Origin of the sequence: Urbifossiella limnaea (genome assembly GCF_007747215.1) — a bacterium.
Taxonomy (GTDB): domain Bacteria; phylum Planctomycetota; class Planctomycetia; order Gemmatales; family Gemmataceae; genus Urbifossiella; species Urbifossiella limnaea.
The window spans coordinates 6,957,676-6,978,807 of record NZ_CP036273.1; the positions used below are offsets into that span (position 1 = coordinate 6,957,676).

General features: G+C 74.4%; 26 protein-coding genes. 25 read left to right on the top strand and 1 reads right to left on the bottom strand.

What is annotated here, in order from left to right; translation table 11 throughout:
* The first annotated feature begins 47 nt into the window (after positions 1-47).
* From ETAA1_RS28255 to ETAA1_RS28335, 17 genes are all read left to right on the top strand, one after another.
* Positions 48-854: a hypothetical protein gene (locus ETAA1_RS28255; protein ID WP_145243965.1), complete on the top strand. Its 807-nt coding sequence runs from the start codon at positions 48-50 to the stop codon at positions 852-854.
* A complete protein-coding gene (locus tag ETAA1_RS28260; RefSeq protein ID WP_145243966.1) occupies positions 851-1,675 on the top strand; it encodes a hypothetical protein in 825 nt (274 codons plus the stop codon). Before ETAA1_RS28255 ends, ETAA1_RS28260 begins: the two co-directional genes overlap by 4 nt.
* A 3-nt stretch (positions 1,676-1,678) precedes the next feature.
* Positions 1,679-2,026 carry a DUF6915 family protein gene (locus ETAA1_RS28265; protein WP_145243967.1) on the top strand — a complete coding sequence of 116 codons (348 nt, stop codon included), beginning with the start codon at positions 1,679-1,681 and terminating at the stop codon, positions 2,024-2,026.
* An 18-nt stretch (positions 2,027-2,044) separates the two neighbouring features.
* Positions 2,045-2,827, top strand: a complete 783-nt coding sequence (locus tag ETAA1_RS28270) for a hypothetical protein (RefSeq protein WP_145243968.1) — start codon at positions 2,045-2,047, stop codon at positions 2,825-2,827.
* A 3-nt stretch (positions 2,828-2,830) separates the two neighbouring features.
* The gene (locus ETAA1_RS28275) at positions 2,831-4,468 is read left to right on the top strand and encodes a hypothetical protein (RefSeq protein WP_145243969.1); all 1,638 of its coding nucleotides are present in this window, start codon (positions 2,831-2,833) and stop codon (positions 4,466-4,468) included.
* Positions 4,465-4,674, top strand: coding sequence for a hypothetical protein (locus ETAA1_RS28280; protein WP_145243970.1), 210 nt, complete (start codon positions 4,465-4,467; stop codon positions 4,672-4,674). The genes ETAA1_RS28275 and ETAA1_RS28280 overlap by 4 nt, the downstream gene beginning before the upstream one ends.
* Before the next feature lie 516 nt (positions 4,675-5,190).
* Entirely contained in the window at positions 5,191-5,796 is a 606-nt protein-coding gene (locus tag ETAA1_RS28285; RefSeq protein ID WP_202920478.1) for a class I SAM-dependent methyltransferase, read from the top strand.
* Positions 5,797-6,262: 466 nt separating this feature from the next.
* The gene (locus ETAA1_RS28290; protein WP_145243971.1) at positions 6,263-6,766 is read left to right on the top strand and encodes a DUF2924 domain-containing protein; all 504 of its coding nucleotides are present in this window, start codon (positions 6,263-6,265) and stop codon (positions 6,764-6,766) included.
* Positions 6,763-8,352: a recombinase family protein gene (locus tag ETAA1_RS28295; protein ID WP_145243972.1), complete on the top strand. Its 1,590-nt coding sequence runs from the start codon at positions 6,763-6,765 to the stop codon at positions 8,350-8,352. Before ETAA1_RS28290 ends, ETAA1_RS28295 begins: the two co-directional genes overlap by 4 nt.
* Positions 8,349-8,780, top strand: coding sequence for a hypothetical protein (locus ETAA1_RS28300; RefSeq protein WP_145243973.1), 432 nt, complete (start codon positions 8,349-8,351; stop codon positions 8,778-8,780). The genes ETAA1_RS28295 and ETAA1_RS28300 overlap by 4 nt, the downstream gene beginning before the upstream one ends.
* Positions 8,781-8,846: 66 nt before the next feature.
* On the top strand, positions 8,847-10,055 hold the full coding sequence (locus ETAA1_RS28305) for a hypothetical protein (protein WP_145243974.1): 1,209 nt from the start codon (positions 8,847-8,849) through the stop codon (positions 10,053-10,055).
* Between the two features lie 18 nt (positions 10,056-10,073).
* Positions 10,074-11,138, top strand: a complete 1,065-nt coding sequence (locus ETAA1_RS28310) for a hypothetical protein (RefSeq protein WP_145243975.1) — start codon at positions 10,074-10,076, stop codon at positions 11,136-11,138.
* A gap of 258 nt (positions 11,139-11,396) precedes the next feature.
* Positions 11,397-11,717, top strand: a complete 321-nt coding sequence (locus ETAA1_RS28315; RefSeq protein ID WP_145243976.1) for a hypothetical protein — start codon at positions 11,397-11,399, stop codon at positions 11,715-11,717.
* A gap of 150 nt (positions 11,718-11,867) precedes the next feature.
* A complete protein-coding gene (locus tag ETAA1_RS28320) occupies positions 11,868-12,407 on the top strand; it encodes a helix-turn-helix domain-containing protein (protein WP_145243977.1) in 540 nt (179 codons plus the stop codon).
* 37 nt (positions 12,408-12,444) lie between these two features.
* Positions 12,445-12,744: a hypothetical protein gene (locus ETAA1_RS28325; RefSeq protein WP_145243978.1), complete on the top strand. Its 300-nt coding sequence runs from the start codon at positions 12,445-12,447 to the stop codon at positions 12,742-12,744.
* Between the two features lie 75 nt (positions 12,745-12,819).
* A complete protein-coding gene (locus ETAA1_RS28330; protein WP_145243979.1) occupies positions 12,820-13,560 on the top strand; it encodes a hypothetical protein in 741 nt (246 codons plus the stop codon).
* Positions 13,557-15,617, top strand: a complete 2,061-nt coding sequence (locus ETAA1_RS28335; RefSeq protein WP_145243980.1) for a hypothetical protein — start codon at positions 13,557-13,559, stop codon at positions 15,615-15,617. The genes ETAA1_RS28330 and ETAA1_RS28335 overlap by 4 nt, the downstream gene beginning before the upstream one ends.
* A gap of 27 nt (positions 15,618-15,644) precedes the next feature.
* On the opposite strand, the gene ETAA1_RS28340 is transcribed toward ETAA1_RS28335, so the two are convergent.
* Positions 15,645-16,703, bottom strand: a complete 1,059-nt coding sequence (locus ETAA1_RS28340) for a ligand-binding sensor domain-containing protein (protein WP_145243981.1) — start codon at positions 16,701-16,703, stop codon at positions 15,645-15,647.
* Positions 16,704-17,308: 605 nt separating this feature from the next.
* Between ETAA1_RS28340 and ETAA1_RS28345 the strand changes: the two genes are divergently transcribed.
* The 8 genes from ETAA1_RS28345 to ETAA1_RS28380 all read left to right on the top strand — a co-directional run bounded on the left by ETAA1_RS28345 (position 17,309) and on the right by ETAA1_RS28380 (position 21,061).
* Positions 17,309-18,559, top strand: a complete 1,251-nt coding sequence (locus ETAA1_RS28345) for a DNA modification methylase (RefSeq protein ID WP_145243982.1) — start codon at positions 17,309-17,311, stop codon at positions 18,557-18,559.
* Between the two features lie 24 nt (positions 18,560-18,583).
* Positions 18,584-18,784 (top strand): hypothetical protein, encoded by a 201-nt coding sequence (locus ETAA1_RS28350; RefSeq protein WP_145243983.1) that lies wholly within the window; start codon positions 18,584-18,586, stop codon positions 18,782-18,784.
* A 74-nt stretch (positions 18,785-18,858) separates the two neighbouring features.
* Positions 18,859-19,257 (top strand): hypothetical protein, encoded by a 399-nt coding sequence (locus tag ETAA1_RS28355; RefSeq protein WP_145243984.1) that lies wholly within the window; start codon positions 18,859-18,861, stop codon positions 19,255-19,257.
* Positions 19,254-19,532 (top strand): hypothetical protein, encoded by a 279-nt coding sequence (locus ETAA1_RS28360; RefSeq protein WP_145243985.1) that lies wholly within the window; start codon positions 19,254-19,256, stop codon positions 19,530-19,532. Before ETAA1_RS28355 ends, ETAA1_RS28360 begins: the two co-directional genes overlap by 4 nt.
* Positions 19,529-19,996, top strand: a complete 468-nt coding sequence (locus tag ETAA1_RS28365) for a hypothetical protein (RefSeq protein ID WP_145243986.1) — start codon at positions 19,529-19,531, stop codon at positions 19,994-19,996. The genes ETAA1_RS28360 and ETAA1_RS28365 overlap by 4 nt, the downstream gene beginning before the upstream one ends.
* Positions 19,993-20,208, top strand: a complete 216-nt coding sequence (locus tag ETAA1_RS28370) for a hypothetical protein (RefSeq protein ID WP_145243987.1) — start codon at positions 19,993-19,995, stop codon at positions 20,206-20,208. The genes ETAA1_RS28365 and ETAA1_RS28370 overlap by 4 nt, the downstream gene beginning before the upstream one ends.
* Positions 20,205-20,483, top strand: coding sequence for a hypothetical protein (locus ETAA1_RS28375; protein ID WP_145243988.1), 279 nt, complete (start codon positions 20,205-20,207; stop codon positions 20,481-20,483). The genes ETAA1_RS28370 and ETAA1_RS28375 overlap by 4 nt, the downstream gene beginning before the upstream one ends.
* On the top strand, positions 20,480-21,061 hold the full coding sequence (locus ETAA1_RS28380; RefSeq protein WP_145243989.1) for a hypothetical protein: 582 nt from the start codon (positions 20,480-20,482) through the stop codon (positions 21,059-21,061). The genes ETAA1_RS28375 and ETAA1_RS28380 overlap by 4 nt, the downstream gene beginning before the upstream one ends.
* Positions 21,062-21,132 lie beyond the last annotated feature (71 nt).

Consider the following 21,132-nt stretch of genomic DNA (forward strand, 5'->3'; position numbering starts at 1 on the left):
GCGCGGGCCGTCGCGGTCGGTCCGGGGTTTACGAGGGGGAGGCCGACGTGCCCGCCAGGACGCTCACCTACCTCGTCCGCCGTCGCCTACCGACCGACGGCGGACGTGGCCATTTCCCGGGGCCGAACGACGTGTACCTCGCCGCGTTCGACGACCGCGCGAGCGCCGAGGCCCACGCGGCGCACCTCCACCGCGACGCCGTTCTCGCGGGCGGTCCGGATCTCCTGTTCCCGGGCGACGAGACGCCGCTGGCGTCAGGACTCGCGGGGGCCACCAGCCGGCCCGAGTCCGCCCTCCGGGACTTCCTGCTCGACGGCGGCGTCGCACCACCCGACCCGGTCGAACCCGCCGACCCGGTGCCGTGTCGCTCCCCCGGCACCTCCGACCACTGGTGGGACCTGGAGCAGCGCCGCTGGGCGCGGTGGTGGGGCGGCCTCTCCCGCGGGCGGCAGCAGGAGGAGCGGCGGCGGCGGGCGGACGAGCGGGGCCGGCAGGCCTGGGACCGGTGGTGGCGGGAGGTGGTGGCCGGCGGCCGGCTGACCGCCGACCAGCGACAGCGGGTGTGTGAGGCGTTCGACACCCTCCGCCTGTTCGAGGTGGTCGAGTCGTCGCGGGTCGCACGGCCGCCGACGGCCGGGGCCGTGTACGCGGTCGTTCACACCCGCTGGGTGTACGCCGACACCTGGGACTTCGACTCGCACGACGTGGCCGGCGTGTTCCCCTCCCGCAAGGCGGCGGACGCGGAGTTGGCCCGCCGGCGGCGGGAGTGCGACGAGGACCGCGACGGCGGGGCGCCGCACGCGGACGACCTGACCGTGGTGGAACTGCCCCTCGACCCGGGGGACGGGCGATGACGCTTCCCACCCCGCAAACCGCCCCCCGCCCGCCCGCGGTGTTCGCGGTCCGGCTGAGGGTGGCAGCCGACTACAGCCGGGACACCATCCCGGTGCCGGCCGAGCAGTACTGGGCCGTGTTCGGCACCCGGGCGGAAGCCGAGGAACACGCCCGCCGACTGCACCGGGAGTTCGTCCGCGGTCCCGACCCGTTCAGCCACCCGTCCGGCCGCGACCTTTTCGGCGAGCGGTTCGAGGACCTGACCAGCCTGCCCGAGTTGGCCTTCCGCGACTGGCTGGTGGACCTGGACGTCGAGCCGCCCGAAGTCATCCAGCCGACCGACCCGGAACCGTACCGGTCGCCGGACATGACCGACCGCGAATGGAGGCAGGAGCAAGCGCGGTGGGCGAAGCGGTGGGCGGAGTGGACGCCCGAACGCCGCAAGCACGAGCGAGACAGACACACCGCGGCGCTGACCCGCGAGGCGTGGAAGCGGTGGTGGGAGCGAGTGGTGGTGGACGGCACGCTCACCCCCGACCAGCTGGCCCACGTGTGGGCGGGGTTGAACAAGGTCGAGTTCTTCGAGGTGGTGGAGGTGCCGGCGGCCGACCCCCCGCCGCCGGCCGCGACGACCGTGTACGCCGTCGTCCACGAGCACTGGGAGTACGACGACTGGGTGTACGGCGGGGCGAACGACCCGCTCGCCGCGTTCGGCACCCGTGCCGCCGCCGAGGCCGAACTGGCCCGGCGGCAGCGGGCCCTCGGGGCGGACGGCGAGTTCGACAACGGCGGCCCGAACCGCCTGGTCGTGGTGGAACTCCCTTTTCACGCGGAGGGCTGACTGATGGCCAAGGCCTGGGTCCACGCCGAGTCGTCGGCCAAGCGGTGGGGCGGGGTGCCGGAGGACTACATCGCCATCCACGAGAAGATGGACCAGACGAAGTCCGCCCACGCGGAGGTGACGCACCGGTGCGTGTTCCACTCGGCGTTCGGCATCTTCGTCATCGAGGACATCTTCGGGCGGACGCTCACCAACTCGGCCGGGCGGGTGGTGCACGTGCGGGACGTCGCCGAACAACACGTGCTGGAAGACCTGGGGTTCATCCCCAGCCTGAGCGACTGGCTGAAGGAGATGCCCAGCCAGCCGTGGATGGCCGGGGTGCGGAAGGTGCCGGTGAGACTCGTGGACTAACCGCCGCGGGAGGCCGTGATGCCCGACCTGTTCGTCGTCCGCCGCCGGCGGTGCTATTGGGAGAAACCGTCGGAGTTGGAGGCTCCGTACGCGGTGGCCGTGTGCGAGGACCGTGCGGCGGCGGAGGCGGCCGCGTTGACCCACAGCCGGTGGTACGCCCGCACCCGGTGTCCGAAAGGCGACCCGTTCCATGTCGACTGGCCGACGTGGGACGACGCCGTCCAGGAGTTGACCCGGGTCACGACGTTGCCCGTGTTCGCGCTCCGGGACTGGCTGATCGACGCCAACTTCCCTGATTACCCGCCGCACGTGATGCCACCCGGCGACAACGTTGATGTGAGGGCGTGGTCGGACTGGTGGTACCCGTTGATCTTCGGCGGGTACGTCACCACCGCCGACGGCGACCGGGGCGACCGCGTCCACCCGTACCCGTTCACGGCCGACCAGCTGGCCCACTTCTGGGAGGCCGCGAACCTGTTCCCGTTCTTCGAGGTGGCCGGGGTGGACTGGCACCCGTCGGCGGCCAAGAGGGGGGTAATGAGCGGACCGCGTTCCGTGCCGGTGTACGTGGTGATGCTGCACCACTGGAAGTACAGCGACGGCCCGTTCGACGGTGCGAACCGCCCGGTGACGGCCTTCCGCGACCGGGCCGCCGCCGAGCGGGAGTGCGACCGGCTGACCGCCGAGGCGAAGGCCGACATCGACCGTGCGATGCGGTCGAACGGCTGCAGCGAGTTCGAGGAGGCCAGTTGGAAGTATCTGGTTGCCGAGTTGCGGCTGCCGGTCCCGGCGGAGGGGTGACCCGTGTCCGCATTCGTGCTGGAGCGGTTCAGCTGGCGGCGGGTCGGGCCCGCGGGCTGGGTGCGCCTGCCGGGGGAGGTCGTCGTCGACCGGTTCGACGCGGCGGAGGACGCCCACACCGAACAGGCCCGCCGCGAGGCCGACGTGCGTGAACTCGTCGGGCACCCGTTCCGCTGCGGCACCACCCTGGCCGAGTTCACCACGCTCCCCGAGTTCGCATTTCTGGACTGGCTCCGCGCCGCCGACCTCGACCCGCCGGACCGCGACCCGGACGGGCGAACGCCGTGGCTCGCCTGGGCCGACCTGTTCGCCGGCGGGTGGACGCCGGCGCAACTCGCCCACGTCTGGGAGGGGTGCAACCGGGTGCGGTTCTTCCGCGTCCGCGAGCGGGCCGGCGACCCGTTGCACTGCGTGCTGCGGGTGAACTGGTGGCGGGACATGAACGACACCAATTTCTTGTCAGAGTCAGAGGGCGGGACCCCCCTCGCCCTGTGGCACGACCGCCCGGCGGCCGAGCGGGACCGGACCGCCAAGCAGGCACTGGCCGCGGCCGAGACGGCGGCCGCCCAGCGGACGCTCGGCGAACCGGACCTCGCGTTCGACCCCGGCCCGCGAGCCGCGGCGGCCAACCCGTTCGGCCCCACTCCCGTGCCGCAGCCGACCGCCGAGGCCACGGCGGTGAGCCACGCGGACGTGATAGATGTCGATCGTGGCGAGCCGGAGTTGGGCGTGCCCGCCGAATCGCTCGCCGACACCGCGTTCGTCGTCGTCCGGTTCGGCTGGGAACCCTTGACGGACGAGTTCGACGCTGTGCCTGGCCTGTTCGAGCGGCCGGACGGGGTTGGCGGGGTGCCGGTGCGGGTGTTCGCCCGCCGGGAGGAGGCCGAACGGTTCCGCGACCGCGGCGAGTCGGAGTATCGTGCGTTCGCCAACCCGTACCGCTTCCGCCCGGCCGGGCTCCGCCGGGGCGGGTGGGACGCCCACGACCTGCCCGCCGCCGTGCGTGACCTCGGCATCGACCGACCGTTCCCCGCCCCGGCGAGGCACGATTTCGTCGGTCATCGCCGGGCGTGCGCCGACTGGTGGACACACGTCGCGGGCGGGTTGACCGACGCACAGCGGGCGGGGTTGTGGGAGCTGACGTGGGAGTCCGGCCCGCTCGCCCTGTACGAGGTGCGGCAGTTGCGGGTGGGCGATGCCCGTCACCGTCCCCCACGGCGCGTACGCACCCTCTACTACGTGCGGGCGACCAACTGGATTCCGGACGGCGGCCCGGCCAACAACCCGGTGCGGTTCCTGGGCGCGTTCGCCGACCCCGCCCGGGCGGAAGCGGTACGGGATGAGGCCGAGCGGGCGTTCCGGGATTCCCCCCCGCCGGACTCGCCACCGCCGTTCCCCTGGGAGCCGGACCGCGACTGGACCTGGTACAGCAGCCTGACGGTCTCGCAAGCGAGACAGCACCTGGTCGACCACGGGCTGATCGACGACACCGCCCTCGCGGGATTCCTCCCGGACCCTGGGTGGTGGCAGTACTCCCCCCGCCGGCCGTTCCGGACGGAGCAGGTGCGGGCACTCTGGGAGGTGTTCGACCGGGTGCGGCTGTACGAGGTGCTGGCCCTGCCGACGGAGGTGGGCGAATGACCGCGACCCCGAAACGGACCGTGTTCGTCCTGGCCCGCAGCGACTGGATTTACCATGACGGGCCGTGGGGCGGCGATTACGCCTTCCTGCGGGGGTACCCCACCCGCGAGGAGGCCGAGGCCGCCGTCCCCGGCCAGCCGCTGGACCGGCAGTTCGGCCCGGCCGAGCAGAGCTACCAGATCGTTGAGGTGCCGCTGGAGGAATGACGCCGTGCCCGACCGCTTCGACCTCGGCTGCTCGCCCGTCGTGTTCGACGCCGGGGAGCACACCCTGCTCAGCCAGTCCGGGCACCGGCTCCAGGCGCTGCTCGGCGGGACGGTCAGCCCGCGGGACCGGGACGAGAGCTACTTCGTCCGCTGCGTCCGGGCGGACGCCGACTACGACTCGCACCAGTGCCTGGAGGCGGAGGCGTGGCGGAAGATGATCGAACGGCGGGAGTTCGAACTCCTGAACCCGCCGCCGGGGCCGGGCCGCACCTGGGTCCGCCCGGACGAACTCCTGCCGGGGATCGTCCTCACCGCCGACCCGGCGCGCCCGCTCTTGCTCACCCGCGGGGTGGGTGTCGAATACCGCGGGCACCCGCACGACGAGTACCGGTTGGCCCGACAGTTCCCGTGGCGGCGGGCCGACCACGACGGCTGGTGGCGTCAGGTGCTGAACCTGTCGACCGGGAAGCTGGAGGAGTTCGCGCCGCCGCCCGCGCAGGGGCCGTTGTCACCGGGGTGGACATCGCCACCAACCTGTTGGAGCAGGCCCGGTCGCGGGCCGCGGCGGAGGGGCTCACCGCCCGGTTCGACGAGGGGGACGCGGAGAAAGTGCCGTACCTTGACTCGAGCTTCGACGCAGTCATCAGCATGTTCGTGGTGATGTTCGCTCCGCGCCCGGAACTGTCGGCCGCCGAGTTGCTCCGCGTCTGTCGTCCGGGCGGCACCATCGCGCTGGCGAACTGGACACCGGGCGGGTTCGTCGGGCAGATGTTCAAGACGATCGCCGGCCACGTCCCGCCTCCTGCGGGGTTGCCGTCGCCGATCCAGTGGGGGGACGAGGCGAAGGTGCGGGAGCGGCTGGACAGCGGCGCCACCGACCTGCGAACCACACCGCAGATGATCGCGTTCGAGTTCCCGTTCGAACCGGCGGCGGTGGTGGAGTTCTGGCGGGTGTATTACGGGCCGACGAACCGGGCGTTCGAGGCGCTGGCCGCCGAGCCGGGCCAGCAGTCTGCGCTTCGGGCCGACCTGGAGCGGCTGTGGACGAGCCATAACCAGACGACGGGCGGCACGACGCGGGTCGAGTCGGAGTACCTGGAGGTGATCGCCACCCGCCTGTGATCCTCACCGCCACGACCCGACCTTGGGTGCTCCGGTCCGACACGCCGAGGGCGGTAATCACGATTAACCCCACCGGCCGCCTTCCACCATTCGGTGCGACACTTCGCGCCCGTCCGGGCAATTAACACGTCCAGAGATTCCGCCAGACAGCCGCCGGCCGGTCACGCCGAAGGTCGCTGTGGGCTACACCCCGATGTGGAGGTGCCCCCGTGACCCCGGCCGTAGCCGTACGCCCCTTCGACCGCACCCCGCCCACTGAATTGACCGCCGCAGAGCGAGCCGCCGCCGTCGCCGCCCTGCTCGCCGCCGGCCTCCTCCGCCACCTCCACCCGGCCGCCTTCCCGCCCCCGCCCGGTGCTACGAATTCGCAGGAAAAGACAGGCGAATCGACTTGATGCGTCGCCCCGCGCGAGCGTTACTGTCCACGCCGGTTAACGACCCCCGAGACACCCGCGAGGAGGACTGCATGCCCGCGACGACCGACAAGCCGCCGACGCTCGCGAGGGAGCTGGCGGCGCTGGCGAGGATGACCGCGGCCGAGCTCCGCGACCGGTACGCGGCGGTGTTCGGCGAGCCGGCCGCGTCCGGCAACCGCGCCTGGTTGGCCCGCCGCGTCGGGTGGCGCCTGCAGGCGCTGGCCGAGGGCGACCTGAGCGAACGGGCACGCGCCCGGGCCGCCGATCTGGCCCGGGACGCCGACCTCCGCCTCTCCGCCCCGAAGGAGCAGCCCGAGCCCACCAGCACGGCCACGCCCATCCCGGCGGTCCACGACCCGCGGCTGCCGGGGGTGGGGACGGTGCTGACCCGCCGGTACAAGGGCGGCGAGGTCCGGGTGAAGATCGCCGCCGACGGGTTCGAGTACGCCGGCGAGCGATACGGGTCGCTCAGCGCCGTCGCCAAGGCGGTGACCGGCACCCACACGAACGGGTTCCTCTTCTTCCGCCTCACCCGGACGGGGAGTGCCGCATGACCACCACGAAGCCAGGTCACCGCCCCACGGTGAAGCTCGTCCGCTGTGCCGTCTACACGCGGAAGTCCACCGAGGAGGGGCTGGAGCAGGAGTTCAACAGCCTCGACGCCCAGCGGGACGCGGGCGAGGCGTACGTCCGCAGTCAGAGCGGCGAGGGGTGGGTGGCCCTGCCGGACCGGTACGACGACGGCGGGTTCACCGGCGGCAACACCGACCGCCCCGGGCTGCGGCGGCTGATGGCCGACGTCGAGGCGGGCCGGGTGGACTGCGTGGTCGTGTACAAGGTGGACCGGCTCAGCCGGAGCCTCCTCGACTTCGCCCAGCTGATGCAGCGGTTCGAGCAGAAGGGCGTGTCCTTCGTCAGCGTCACGCAGCAGTTCAACACGGCGTCGAGCATGGGCCGACTGGTGCTCAACGTGCTCCTGTCCTTCGCCCAGTTCGAGCGGGAGATCGTCGGCGAGCGGACGCGGGACAAGATCGCGGCCACCCGCCGCAAGGGCATCTGGTCCGGGGGCCGGCCGGTGCTGGGCTACGACCGCGAGCCCGGCGGCCGAAGGCTCGTCATCCACGCCGCCGAGGCCGAGCGGGTCCGCGACATCTTCGGGCTCTACCTGCGGCACGGGTCGCTCCTCCCGGTGGTGAAGGAGCTCGGCCGGCGGGGGTGGGTCACCAAGCGGTGGGCGGACAAGGCCGGCCGGGTCACGGGCGGGAAGCCCTTCACCCGCACCAGCCTGTACCAACTCCTCACCAACCCGCTGTACGCCGGGCGGGTGCGGTACAAGGCCGACGTGTTCCCCGGCGAGCACCCGGCCCTCATCGACCCTGCCACCTTTGACCGGGTGCAGGAGCGGCTCTGCACGAACGGCACGCAGGGGGCCGGGCCGGGGTCGCCGGACAAGTACGGCGCCCTGCTCAAGGGCCTGCTGCGGTGCGGCCCGTGCCGGGCGGCGATGACGCCCACCTGCACGACGAAGGGCGCCCGCACCTACCGCTACTACGCCTGCGTCGCTGGGCACAAGAAGGGCGCAGCCGCCTGCCCGTCGCGGCCGGTCCCGGCCGGGCCGGTGGAGGGGTTCGTGGTGGACCGGGTGCGGGCCGCCGGCCGCGACCCCGACCTGCTTCGTCAGGTCGTCGAGCAGGTCCGCCATCAGCAGGCCGAGCGGCTCGCCGAACTCGCGGCGGAGGAGAAGGGGCTGGCGGCCGAGCTGGCCGGGCTGAAGCGGCACCTGGCGCTGGAGTCGGCCCGGTTCCGGCCCGGCGACGACAACGCTGAGGTGGTGCGGCGGCTGGCCGGCCTGCTCGACCAGCAGAGGCTCGCCGAGGACCGGCTCCGGCGGGTGAAGGAGCAGGCCCGTGAGGTCAAGGCGGCGAGCGTGTCCGAGGCCGACGCCGCGGCGGCGCTGGCGGGGTTCGACCCGGTGTGGGCGGCGCTCGCCCCCTCCGAGCGGGCGCGGGTCATCGGGCTGCTGGTCGAGAAGGTGGTGTACGACGGGGCGGCGGGGAAGGTCGCAGTGACCTTCCGGCCGAGCGGGATCACGGCCCTGGCCGGCGAGCTGGCCGACCGCCAGCAGGGGATGGTGGCATGACCGACGCGACGCTGACGATCGAGGGGACCGTCCACATCACCCGCCGGGGTCACGGCGGCCGGCCCGAACTGCGGGACGGCCCGGCACCGGCCGAACCCCCGCCCGAGCGGGTGCCGCGGGTGGCCCGGCTGATGGCGCTGGCGATCAAGCTGGACGGGCTCGTCCGCACGGGGGTGGTGCGCGACTACGCCGCGCTGGCCCGGCTGGGGCGGGTGACGCCGGCGCGGATCACCCAGGTGATGAACCTGACACTGCTCGCCCCCGACATCCAGGAGGCACTGCTGTTCCTGCCGCCTGTGACCGCGGGGCGGGAGCCGCTGGCGCTGGCCGACCTGCAGCCGGTGGCGGCGGTGCGCGACTGGCGGGGGCAGCGAAGGGCCTGGCGTGAGCTCACGGCCCGCCGACCAAACCGGCGGGCCGGCGAGTGAGCCGGACCGATTTTTTCGATCTTCGGGTTTGCACGGGATCGTCGGGCGAGTATGCTGGTGACGCGCATGCCCGTCCATTTCTGGACGCCCGTGCGCTCACCCCACGCGGCGCCGCCGATGGCCACCTTCCGCCTCCCGCACCTGTCCGCCCCCAGCGTCCTCCGGGCCGTCGACCGCGAGCCCCTCCTCCGCTTCCTCGCCCCCTACCGCCCCTACCTCGCCGCCCGCGGCGCCGACCTTCCCGCCCCCGGCACAACGGGGCGCATCCCCTACGAGTCGCTCGTCGCGGCCCTCATGGCCCCCGACGCCGACACGCCCGCCGACCTCGTCGAGGCCCTCTACTACGTCGACGGCATGGCCACCCCGGAGGGGATGCACGCCCTCCTCGCCGTCGCCGCCGCCGCCGGCCTCGCCCTCGACGGCGCCGACCTCACGCCGGCCGAGGTCGCCGTCCAGGTGTGGCTCGCCGCCCCCGACCGGCTCGAACGCGCCCACGCCGAGCAGCACCTCCCCAACCCCCGGTCGTTCGAGTACTTCCAGACCGACGCCTCCGCCCCGGCGGCCGCCCCCGCCCTCACGCCCGACGTCACCGCCGCGCTCGAGGGCGAGATGAACGACTGGTTCGCGGCCAACCGCCGCGGCCGCACCGCCCGGGTGTTCGCCTTCCCCCGCCCCGACGTGACGTGGTTCCTCGTCCGCCACGGCGAGCCGTTCAAGCGGGAGGAGGCGGCCGCCGCCGACGCCGAGCCCGGGAGCGTCGCCTACCGGCCCCTCCGGTACGACGTGGTCGCGTACGACCCGGCCCTCGGCGAGCTCCGGGTGAGCGCCCGGCTCAAGGGGGAGAAGGACCTGTACCGGGCGGCCTTCGGGCTCCACCTGTTCGGGCGGGCCGACTACTTCCCGGACGCGCTCAAGTACACCCTCGAGCCGCTCCGGGCGGCCGCCGACGCGGCGCTCGTGTGTGCCGACGTGCCGGGGCTGGAGTGGGTGCGGCTGCGGGAGATCCACTTCGCGTGGGGCGGGGCCCAGGCCGAGTACGAGATCGTCCGGGCGGCCGACGTGTTCGCCGCCTTCCGCGACCGCGGGCGGGCGGTCCCGGACCGGCCGAAGCTCGCCCGGGCGGTGTTCCAGGTGAAGCCGGCGGACGCCCGCCGGCCGCGGGCGGTGACGATCAAGCCGCCTAACGTCGCGCTGTACGCCCGGGACCACGAGTCCCCGGCGGTCGAGGCCTGGCTCCGGGCCCGCGGGTTCCTCGACGTGTACCCCGCCGCCTGACCGCCACCCCACCTCCCCATGTCCGCCCCGCCCGCCGCGCCATCGCTGACTCGGTTCTGGCTCGCCCTCGACCGCCTCCCCGGCCCGGCCGCGGTCGCCGCCGAGTGGCGGAGCCACGCCGGGGGCGGGTTCGACGCCGCCCGGGCGTGCGGGCTTGTGGCCCCGGACCCCGAGCCGGCGCGGGTGGTGCCGCGCCCCGGCCGCCCCGGCGAGTGGCTGACCGTGGTCGAGCACGGGCCGGACGACCTCGTCGGCGTGACCGACGACGGGTCCGAGCCCGTCCGCCTCGCCCGCCGCCACCTGGTCGTCTACCGGCTCGACCGCGGCCGGCTGGCCGCAGCGGCGGCGGTCGCCCTTGGGCTCGACCCCGACCCCGGGCCGGTCGCGGGGGTGCCGGTCGCGACCCGGGTCGGGCTGCTCCGACCGACCGCGGGGGTGGCCTTCTCGGCCTACCTCCTGCTGGCCGTCGACCGGATGGCCTACCAGGCGGGACTGGAGGCGGTGGCCGTGCGGGCGGACGGGCCGGTCGTGGTCCTCGCCCCGACCACCGCGTTCCACCGGATCGACGCGCGGCTCCTCCTGGGCCGGCGGGGAGGGGCGTTCGTCGCCCTCGCCGACGCCCTCCGCGTCGGGGAGGACGGGCGGCTGGGGGCGGTGCCCGCCGGCGCGCCCGAACTGGACGACCTCCGCGCCAGGCTCGCGCCCGCGGCGGGGACCGACGGCCGGGCGGCGTTCCCGACGCCGCCCGCGGCGCGGTGGGCGGACGTCCGGATTCGATTCGTGGACGGGGACACGGTGGCGGTGACGGTCGGGGCCGTGTCCCGCACCCTCACGTACGCGCAGCTGGGGATGGCCGACGGCCGGAGCGGCCGGGCGACCGCCCAGTGGGCGCTGCTGCGCGCGTTCGCCGCGGGCGGTGGGACGCTCACCTGGGATAGCCCGACGGCGGACCGGAGGCACCAGAAGCGGCGGGAGAAGCTGGCGAAGGACCTGGCCGCATTCTTCCGCCTGACCGGCGACCCGATCGCCCTCACGGCCGACCGGCAGGGGTGGCGGACGCTCTTCCGCGTGGAGCCGGACTGACGCCGGCGAAAAGTCGCTGGCGGAATCCGGTGGTTTCTCGAATTCGCACCGACCGGCAACGCCGTCTCCACTCGCCACTTCCGGCCGATTCGCCGTCCCGCCCGCCGACATTTCTCCGCCCCCAGCGACTTTTCGACATCTGTGCCCGACGGGTCCGCCGGGCGTGGTAACGCGCCCGACACCGACACCTGGGCCGAGCCGCGGGCCACCCTGCCGCCGGACCCGTCCCCGCGCTCGGCCTCCGCCCGGAGGCCTCACATGCCGCACCCTACCACCCCGGCCGGGCTCACCCCCGCCCGCCGGCGGCTCCTCGCCCTCCTCCAGCACACCAACTTCGGCCGGGTCGAGCACCTGGTCGTCCGGGGCGGCGAGCCGGTCCTCGATCCGATGCCGCGGGTCGTCGTCGAGTACAAGTTCGCGTCCGAGAACGGCCCGCGGCCGGAGACCGGTAACGCCGACGCCGCGCTCAAGCGGCAGCAGCTCGACCTGCTCGCGCTCCTGGACCGGGTCGGGGACGGGGTGATCCCGGTCCTCTCCTGCAAGCACGGTCTGCCGTTCCAGGCCGAGGTCGCCGGCTGACGCCGGCCCTCATCACCCCACACCCCGACGATCGACCGGCCGCGCGGCGGAGGCGACGTGGGCACCCCCCGGTGCTCCGGCCGCCCCGCGCTGCCCGCCGCCCCGCCGTGCCCACGTCGCCCGCCTCGCCGGCCGGGGAGGAGCGCACCCGTGCCGACCGACCCCGAGGCCGTCGTCCGCGACCCGGCCGTCCGCGCCCTGATCCGGATCCACGCCGCCCGGGTCGCCCGGGCCGTCCCGCCCCGCGTCGCCGACCGCGACGACGTGGCCCAGCACCTGACCGCCGTCCTTCTCGCGGGGCTCCCGGCCTACGACCCCGCCCGCCTGCCGCTGGTCGAGTTCGCCCGGGTGGTCGTCGGGCGCGGGGCCGCCGGCCTCGTCCGCCGCCACCGGGCCGCCCGCCGGAACCCGGCCCGGGAGGCGGCGGTCGACGTGGCCGGGGCCGCCGACCACCGCGGCCGCGGGCCGGCGGGCGCCGACCTCGCCGCGGACGTGGCCGACCTCCTCGCCGCCCTGCCGCCGCCGCTGCGGGCCGCGGCCGAGGCGGTGATGGCCGCCCGGAACATCGCCGACGCCGCCCGGACCCTCGGCGTCCACCGGACCACCCTGTCCGAGCGGCTCCGGGTCGTCCGCGCCCGGCACGCCCGGCCGGGGCTCGCCGGCTACCTGCCGGGCCACGCCGTCGGTTGACGCCCCGATCGCGTATTTACCCGTCCAGGAGGAATCCATGACCCCGTACCGGTACACGTTCGACCCCGCCGTCCCCGCGGACGAGCTCGGCGACACCCTCGTGCTCGCGGTAATCGCCGCCGAGGCCCTCCACGGCGAGAGCCAGACCCGGCTCGACGCCGGCCACGCCGTGGGCGACGGCGGTCGGGTGGTGGTGATCGACGCCGGCACGGCCGTCGGCCGCGACCTGAACCGGCTGTTCGTCGGGTTCGCCACGCGCGAGTTCGGCCCGGACAGCTTCCGGGTCGAGCGGGCCGAGCCCGCCCCGGCGGCGCGGCCCGAGCCGGCCGCCGCCTGACCCGCAATCCAGACCCGCACCCGGAACCCGCCCTCACCGGCGGGGCCGTCCGGGGTGCGCCCCGAGGAGGAGCCCGTGACCCCGCCGCCCGACGACCCGCACCTCATCGCCGCCCTCGGCCGCGCCAAGACGGCCGACGAGGTGGTCGCGATCCTCGCCGCGCAGTACCGCCTCCTCTTCGCCGCCGACCAGGTGGTCGAGCTGCGGGCCGTCAAGGTCCGCCGCGGGGCCGGCCGGCCGCACACCGAGGCCGGGTTCTTCGACCCCGCCCACCGGGCCGACATGGCCCGCGCGGCCCTCGACGTGACCCGGCACGCCAAGGCCGTGTACGCCACCCTCAACCCGGTCCGCCCCGACCTGCTCGCCCGCCGGTGCAACCGCCTCGACTGGGCCGACGACGGCGAGCTGACCAAGGACAAGGACGTGCTCGCCCGGCGGTGGCTGCTGGTCGACGCCGACCCGGTCCGCGACCCGCACGTCAGCGCCACCGCGGCCGAGAAGGCGGCGGCGTTCGACACCGCCCTGGCCGTCCGGGAGCACCTCCGCGGGCAGGGCTGGCCGGACCCGGTCCTCGCCGACTCGGGGAACGGCTACCACCTGCTGTACCGGGTCGAGCTGCCGGCGGGCGACGGCCGGGTGGGGCGGGTGCTGCAGGCGCTGGCGGCCCGGTTCGACACCGCGCACGTCAAGATCGACACGACGGTCGGCAACCCGGCGCGGGTGTGCAAGGTGTGGGGGACGGTCGCCCGGAAGGGGGACAGCACCCCCGACCGGCCGCACCGCCGGGCGGCCCTGCTGGAGGTGCCCGCGCCGTGACCGACCCGAGCCTCGTCCCCGCCGTGCCCGCCGACCTCCTGGACGCCGTCGCCGCCGAGGCGCCGGCCCCGGCCGCCCCGCCCCCGCCGGCAGGCGCCCCGCTCGTCCCACCGTCGTCGGGAGGGACGACGTACACGTCGCGGCTGCTGGTGGACCGGTGGCTGGCCGCTCGCGGGGTCGGGTTCCGGGTCAAGCCGGAGCCGGACGCCCGCGGGCGGACGGTGTACGTCTTGAAGGAGTGCCCGTTCGACCCGAGCCACGCCGACCCGGACGCGTGCGTCATGCAGGCCCCGGACGGGCGGCTGTCGGCCCACTGCTTCCACAACGGGTGCCGGGGGCACGGGTGGCAGGCGTTCAAGGCCGCCCTCGGCCCGCCCGACCCGGGCCACTACGACCCGCCCCTCGCCGCGCGGAAGCCGGGCGGCAAGCAGCGGCGTCGGCCGGCCGCCCGGCCGCCGGCCGGCGGGCCGGCCCCGCCCGGCGCGGCCTCGCCCGACGCGACACCACCTGCCGGTGGAGCACCGCCCGAGGGCGTACCGCCCGCGGCAGAACCGCCGATCGAAGGCCCACCCACCGACCGCGGAACTCCGGACGGGCGGCCGCCCCGCCGGGTCGTTCACATCGACCCCGCGCTCCCGGTGGCGCTGACGATGGCCGAGGTCACCGACACCCTCGTGGCCGCCCGCGACTGCTACCGCCGGGCCGGCCAGCTCGTCCGCATCGCCGGCGCCGACATCGGCCCCGTCCTGTCCGCCGCCGAGCTCGCCGGCCTCCTCAACCACCACGCCGAGGTCGTCGTCGCCGCCGCCGACGGGGAGGAGTACCGGCCCCTCCCGGCCGCCTACGCCAACACCTGGCTCAACCACCCCGGCGAGGCCGCCCGCCTCCCGCCCGTCACACTGTTCACCCTCGTCCCCGTCTACACCCCCGACTGGCGCCTCGCCCGCCCCGGGTACGACCCGGCCACCGGCATCTACTCCGCCGCCCTGCCGGTCGAGCCGCGAGCCGGCACCGCGCACCTCGACCGGCTCCTCGCCGAGTTCTGCTTCCGCGGCCCGGCCGACCGCACCAACTACGTCGGCGTCCTCGTGACCGCGCTCCTCGGCCCCCACTTCGTCGGGTCCAAGCCGGCCGTCCTGTTCACCGGCAACCAGCCCGGGCTCGGCAAGACCATCCTCGCCCAAGTGATCGCCATCCTCCGCGACGGCCGGCCGACCGAGACGGCCACGTACAACCCGAACGACGAGGAGTTCGAGAAGCGGCTCGGGGCGATCGTCCGCCGCGGGGCCACCACCATCGTGGTGGACAACGCCAAGGGCCGGGGCCGCGCCCCGCGGATCGATTCCGCGTGCCTGGAGCGGTCGATCACCGACGAGGTGCTGTCGTTCCGGCTCCTCGGGCACTCGCGTGAGATCCGGGCGGAGAACTCCCACCAGTTCTGCCTGACGGCGAACACCCCGGACGTGAGCCGGGACCTGGTGTCCCGGAGCGTGGTGGTCGGGCTGTACCACGAGGGGGACCCGGCCCGGCGGGCGTTCGACTTGCCCGACCCGGAGGGGTACGCCCTGGCCCACCGGGCCGAGTTGCTCGGCGAGCTGGCCGGGCTGGTCGAGCGGTGGCGCGCGGCCGGGTCCCCGCGGGCGGAGGCGCGGTCGCGGTTCAACAAGAAGGGGTGGGGGCCGGTGGTCGGCGGCATCCTCCGGCACGGCGGGTTTCCGGACTTTCTGGGGAACGCGGGGGCGGCGGCCGCCGAGTTGGACGACACCCGGCGGGAGTTCGCGGACCTGGTGGCGGCGCTGGCGGACCACCCGCAGGGGACGTGGACGGCGGCCGAGCTGGCGGACCTGGCCGCCCGGCTGCGGCTGTTCGGGGCGGACGCGGGGAAGGAATCGGGGCGGGCGGTGGCGACGCGGGTCGGCATCCTGGCGGGGCGGTTCGTGGGCGAGTCGTTCCCCCTGGACGACGGCCGGCGGGCGGAGTTCCAGCGGGTGCCGGACCGGAAGGGGAACCTATACCGGGTGGCCGTCCACGATCCCGAGGACGGCCGTGGCGATTGACGACCGACGGGCAACTTGCCCCCGGCATCACGGCCGGAACTTCTCGAAGGCCGTGCCGTTGAACCGGTACGCACCGCCGTTGTGCGTCCCGAGCCACACGACGCCCCGGTTGTCCCGGTACACGGCGAACACCTCGACCGGGGTGTCCCCGTCCTTGATGGGGTAGTGGACCTTCCGCTTCCCGTCGTACTGGAACGCGCCCGCCCGCAGCGCCGCCGTCCACAACTTGCCGGCCCCGTCTTCGACGATCGACATGCCCTCGACAATGGTCCCTTCCGCGCGCGGCTGGAGCCGGCCGATGTCGGCGACCGCCTGGAAGCCGGTGAGCGAGCGGTGCCCGCTGTAGGTGAACCAGAAGTTGCCGTTCCGGTCCTCGAGGACGGACCGGACCGGCGCCTCCACGAGGGTGCGGTCCGTGAGCCACTCGAACGACGTCCCGTCGTACCGGCACACGCCGACGGACGTGCACCCGAACCACACGCGGCCCTTGCTGTCCCGAACGACGCAGTACACGTCGTACGGGTTGTAGACCGCGTTCGGGAACTTCGAGCGGGGCATCCTCTCGAAGTGCTCGTCGCCGAGCTTCGTCCGCGGGAACTCCAGCCGGTGGAGCGCCCGGCCGTCGTACCGGAAGACTACCCCCGCGTCCGGCGCCCCCACGAACCACAGGTCGTCCGGCCGGAGTTTCCACCCCGCCGGGTCGGCCGTCGCCGGGGCGGACAGGGTCGAGAACGCCCGCCCGTCGAACCGGCTGATGCCCGCGTAGGTGGTGAAGTAGACGTTCCCGGCCTTGTCCTCCTGGACCCCCCGGATCTGGTTGCTGACCAGCCCGCCCGTCGTCGTGAAGTTGACCAGGGTCTTCCCGTCGTACCGGTACACGCCCCGGTCGTTGCTCCCGAACCAGTAGTCTCCGCTCTTGGCGTGGAACACGTACATCACGCTCCGGCCCAACTCCGCGACGACTTCGCCCCTGGCGGCGGGGGCCTTCTCGGTCGCCGGCCGGTCCTGACCGGCAGCACCTGCGACGACCGCGGCGACGAGGGCCACGGCCGCCGACGCGCGAAGTCCGTTGGTGAACAGGCCCATCTCTTCCTCCACGGTCGTCGGGCCGGATACGCTTCGCACCGCCGGCGAAGGTGCGCCCTGTACGTGAGAACCGCCACCGGGGTTCTGTCCCCCGGGCCCGGCGCCACCTGCCGAACCTCGGGGCGGTTGCCGAACCTCTGCCGAACCTCTGAAATCAGAGGTTCGGCACCTTTAACCACCACACCCGCATGTCCTTGCGTCGTTTTGCCGAACCTGCCAAACCTCTAACGGTAAGCACCCTTCACGCACGCGTGCGCCCGGGCGCGTGCGCGCGCCCGCGTATGTACCGACTTACCTGTTAAGGTTCGGCAGGTTCGGCAACTCGTCGCAAGATGTTGTGGGTCTGCATGTTAAGTGTGCCGAACCTCTGAAATCAGAGGTTCGGCAAGGTTCGGCAAGGTTCGGCACCGAGTCATAACTCGTTGCGAGATTGCAAGTTAAGTGTGCCGAACCTCTGAAACGCCTTGGTTTCTAGGTGTTTTCGTCAGCCGCCACCGGTCAGTTACCCGCGCGTGAACGACACACTCGAGGCCGTCCGTCGCTTTCTCGACCGACTGCGTATTTCCCGGGTACGGGATGCTCCGCACGTTGCGAGGGGGTGGCCGATGGACGTGGAGATGTGGCCGGTCGGGAGGCTGAAGCCGTACCCGCAGAACCCCCGGCACAACGACGCCGGGGTGGACGCCGTCGCGGCGTCGCTCAAGGAGTTCGGGTTCCGCCAGCCGATCGTCGTGGACGAGGACGACGTGGTGGTCGTCGGCCACACGCGACTCAAGGGGGCGTTGAAGCTCGGGCTCGCCGAGGTGCCGGTCCACGTCGCCCGCGGCCTCACCCCCGAGCAGGTCCGGGCGTACCGGATCGCCGACAACCAGACCGCGACGCTGTCCGCCTGGGACGACGGGCTGCTCGCCCAGGAACTTGCGGTGCTCCAGGCGGCCGACTTCGACCTCGGCCTCACCGGGTTCGCCGAGGACGACCTGCTGGCGCTGCTCGCCGACCCGCCCGCGGCGGCGACCGGCGACCCGGACGACGTGCCCGAGCCGCCGGCCGTGCCGGTCACCCGGCCCGGCGACCTGTGGGCCGTCGGCCGCCACCGCCTCCTCTGCGGTGACGCGACGAAGCCCGCCGACGTAGCCCGGGTGCTGGGCGGCGAGCCGGCCGACGTGCTGCTGACGGACCCGCCGTACAACGTCGCCTACGAGGGCGGCACCGCCGACCGCCTGACGATCGCCAACGACGACCTGTCCGACGACGACTTCCAGCAGTTCCTCGTCTCGGCCCTCTCGGCGGCCCGCTCGCACCTCCGCCCCGGCGGCGGGTTCTACGTGTGGCACGCCGACACCTACGGGCTGTCCGTCCGCCGGGCTGCGGCCGAGGCCGGGCTCCGCGTGCGGCAGTGCCTGGTGTGGGTGAAGCCTTCGCTCGTGCTGGGCCGGCAGGACTACCAGTGGCGCCACGAGCCGTGCCTGTACGGGTGGGCCGACGGCGCCCCCCACACCTGGCTCGGCGGCCGCGCCCAGACGACCGTGCTCGAGTTCGACAAGCCGGCCCGGAACGCCGAGCACCCCACCATGAAGCCGGTCGCGCTGTTCGGGGCGCTGCTCGCCAACAGCTGCCCGGCCGGCGGGGTGGTCCTCGACCCCTTCGGCGGGAGCGGCACCACCCTCGTCGCCGCCGAGCAGGCCGGGCGGGCCGCGCGGCTGATCGAGGTCGACCCGCGGTACGGCGACGTGGTGCTGGCCCGGGCCGCGGCGACGTTCGGCGACGCCGTACCGGTGCGGCTGCTCGAAGGCGACGCGGAAGTGGCCTACGCCGACGTGGTGGCCCGCCGCCGGGCCGATGCGGCCGCGGCGTAGCCGGTACGATCGGGGGGCCTGCCGATGCGGCTCAGGAGGCGCGTGGGGGCGGTCGCGACGGCTCTGATAGGGACGGCCGGCTGCCCCGGCCGCGGGGTGGTGAACCGGCTCGCCGCCGACGAGGACGCCGACCCGCCACCCTGCCCCGCGTGCGGCGGGTGCCACGTGCTGGTGGTCGAGGAGGTCGTGGTCTGGGCTGCCGAACCCGTCGGCGGCCTGGTGTAGGGGGCGGGAACCCGCCCGGACCCTGCAACAGGGCTGCAAAAGTCTGCAACTCGGGGGCGTGCGGAGGGGGTGCCGTGGTCGCGCAGCGGAAGAGGAACGATGACGCGGTGGTGCTGGCCCTCGCGTGCGGGGCGACGGTCGAGGCTGCCGCGAAGCAGGGCGGAGTGTCCGAGCGTACGGTCTACACCCGGCTCCGCGACCCCGAGTTCCAGAAGCGGATCAAGGAGGCCCGGACCGACCTCGTCCGGCGGTCCGCAGGCCTCCTGTCGGCCGCATCCGGCGAGGCCGTCCGCACCCTGCTGGCGCTGATGAAGGAGTCGGCCCCTCCGGCGACGCGGCTGGGGGCGGCGAAGGCGGTGCTGGAGGTCGGGCTGAAGATCCGGGAGCTGGCCGACCTGGAGGCCGAGCTGCGGGACCTGGAGGAGAAGGTCAAGGCCCTCGGCCCGCCGGACGGCGGGGGGAGGCGGTGGTGAACATCCGCGGGCGGGTGGCGCGGCTGCGGGCCGGGCTGGCCGGGCGGGGCGGGGACGACCTGGCCCACATCGTGGTGTGGGTGCCGGCCGGGGGCGACCCGGACGGCCGGCCGCCGGGGGTGTACCGGACGGGCGGCGTCCTCGACGTGGTGTACGAGGGGGACGGGCCCGACCCGGTCCTGCGGACTCGGGTGATGGAGCAGGCAGCGCCGGCGGCACTGGAGATTGTACTCGGGCGGGAGGTCGTCGCGGCACCGACGGAGGAGCCCGCGTGAGCACCCACGCCCTCGGCCGCCGCCTCGCCGACCTCGCCCGCCGCCAAGCCGCGGCCGCCGCGCGGCACGCGGCTGTCAACGCCGCGGTGGACACGGAGCACGAGAAGCGGGTGGCGTTCCTGATGATGGTGCCGGAGGACCTGCGGATGGCGGTGGGGATCGCCCTGAGCGACCCCGACGGCGACGACGCCCTCCACTCGTGGGCGCTGTGGCCGTTCGCCCGGTGGGCCGTCGCGCCAGCCGGGTTCCAGTTCCCGCGGGCGCTAGTCGAGTGGCTGCTGGCCCGGCCGCACGCCTGGTTCCTCGGCCACCACTGCGAGCGGTGCGGGCTCGGGGTGCCGCTCCTGAGCACCGACTCCCGCGACCCGAGCCCGCCGCCGTCGATCGTCGTCTTCCCGACGTGCCCGGCCTGCGGCGGGGTCACCTCCCACGCCGCCAACTGGTGGACGGAGCCGCCGCCATGACGTTGCACGACCGGGTGGCCAGGCTGACCCGGCGGCTGCCGGGGCGGCGGCCGAAGGGGGTGCCGACCGACCCGGTGGCGCTGCTGGCCGGGCTGGCGGCCGGGACGGTGTCGATGGCCGACTTCGACCGGGCGGACGCCGATCAGATGAACGCGGTGGCGTACGCGGCGGCGCTGCTGATCGCCCGGACCGGCGTGGGAGGGTCGCGATGACCCGCGGGCGGCTGGCCCGTCTCGGCCGGGCGGTGTTCCTGCCGACGACCTGCACTGCCGCCGCGCCCGTGCGGCTGCGGTCCCCCGCCGACGTGCTGGCCCTGCTGGAGGCCGAGACCGCCCGCGTCCGCGCCGACTCTGCTGCCGACCCGGTCGCCCGGGCGCGGGCCGTCGGCACCCTCGCCCGCGTCGCGCTCAGTGCGATTGAGGCTGACCAGATGGCTGCTCGGGTGGCCGCGCTGGAGGCCGTCCTGGCCCGGAGGAGGCCCGCGTGACCGCCGACCGCCTTGCCCGCCACTACGACTTGCTCCGGCCCGAGGAGCGGCTGGCGCTGATGCTGGCGGCGAGCGGGCGCGGCGACGACGTGGAGCACGAGCGGCTCGTCGCGGCCGCGCCCCGCCTGACCGTGGCCGTGCCCGACACGTTTCCCCGGGCGATGGCGTTCCGCGAGGTCCTCGACCGGCACCGGGCCGAGCGGCTCGAACTCGCCGCCCGGTTCTTCCAGACGAAGCGCCTCGCGGAGGACTTCGACGAGGGGCCGGGCGGGCGGATGGGGAACGTCGCCAGGGCCTACGGCTACCTCCTCCTGGCCGCCCGGGACGGGTGGGCCGCGTTCTGCGAACGGGAGATGCTGCCGTGCGGCGGGCTGGAGGTGGCGCTGGTCGGCGGGGACGTGCTCCGGATGGCCGAGGACGAGGCTGAAGGGGACGCCGTCACCGCCGAAGAGGTGGCCGGGATGATCGCCGCCCGGGGCGGGCCGGCGGGCGCGGTGAAGGCGGCGGCGTCGGTGGCGGCGGAACTGGCGGAGGTGTTCGAGGAGAGGCTGGTGTGGTGGGAGGGCGAAGGCCGATGACGGTGCGCGGTCGGCTAGAGCGCCGCAAGGCTGACAACCTACCGCACGCGCTTCACACCGACTCCGCCCGA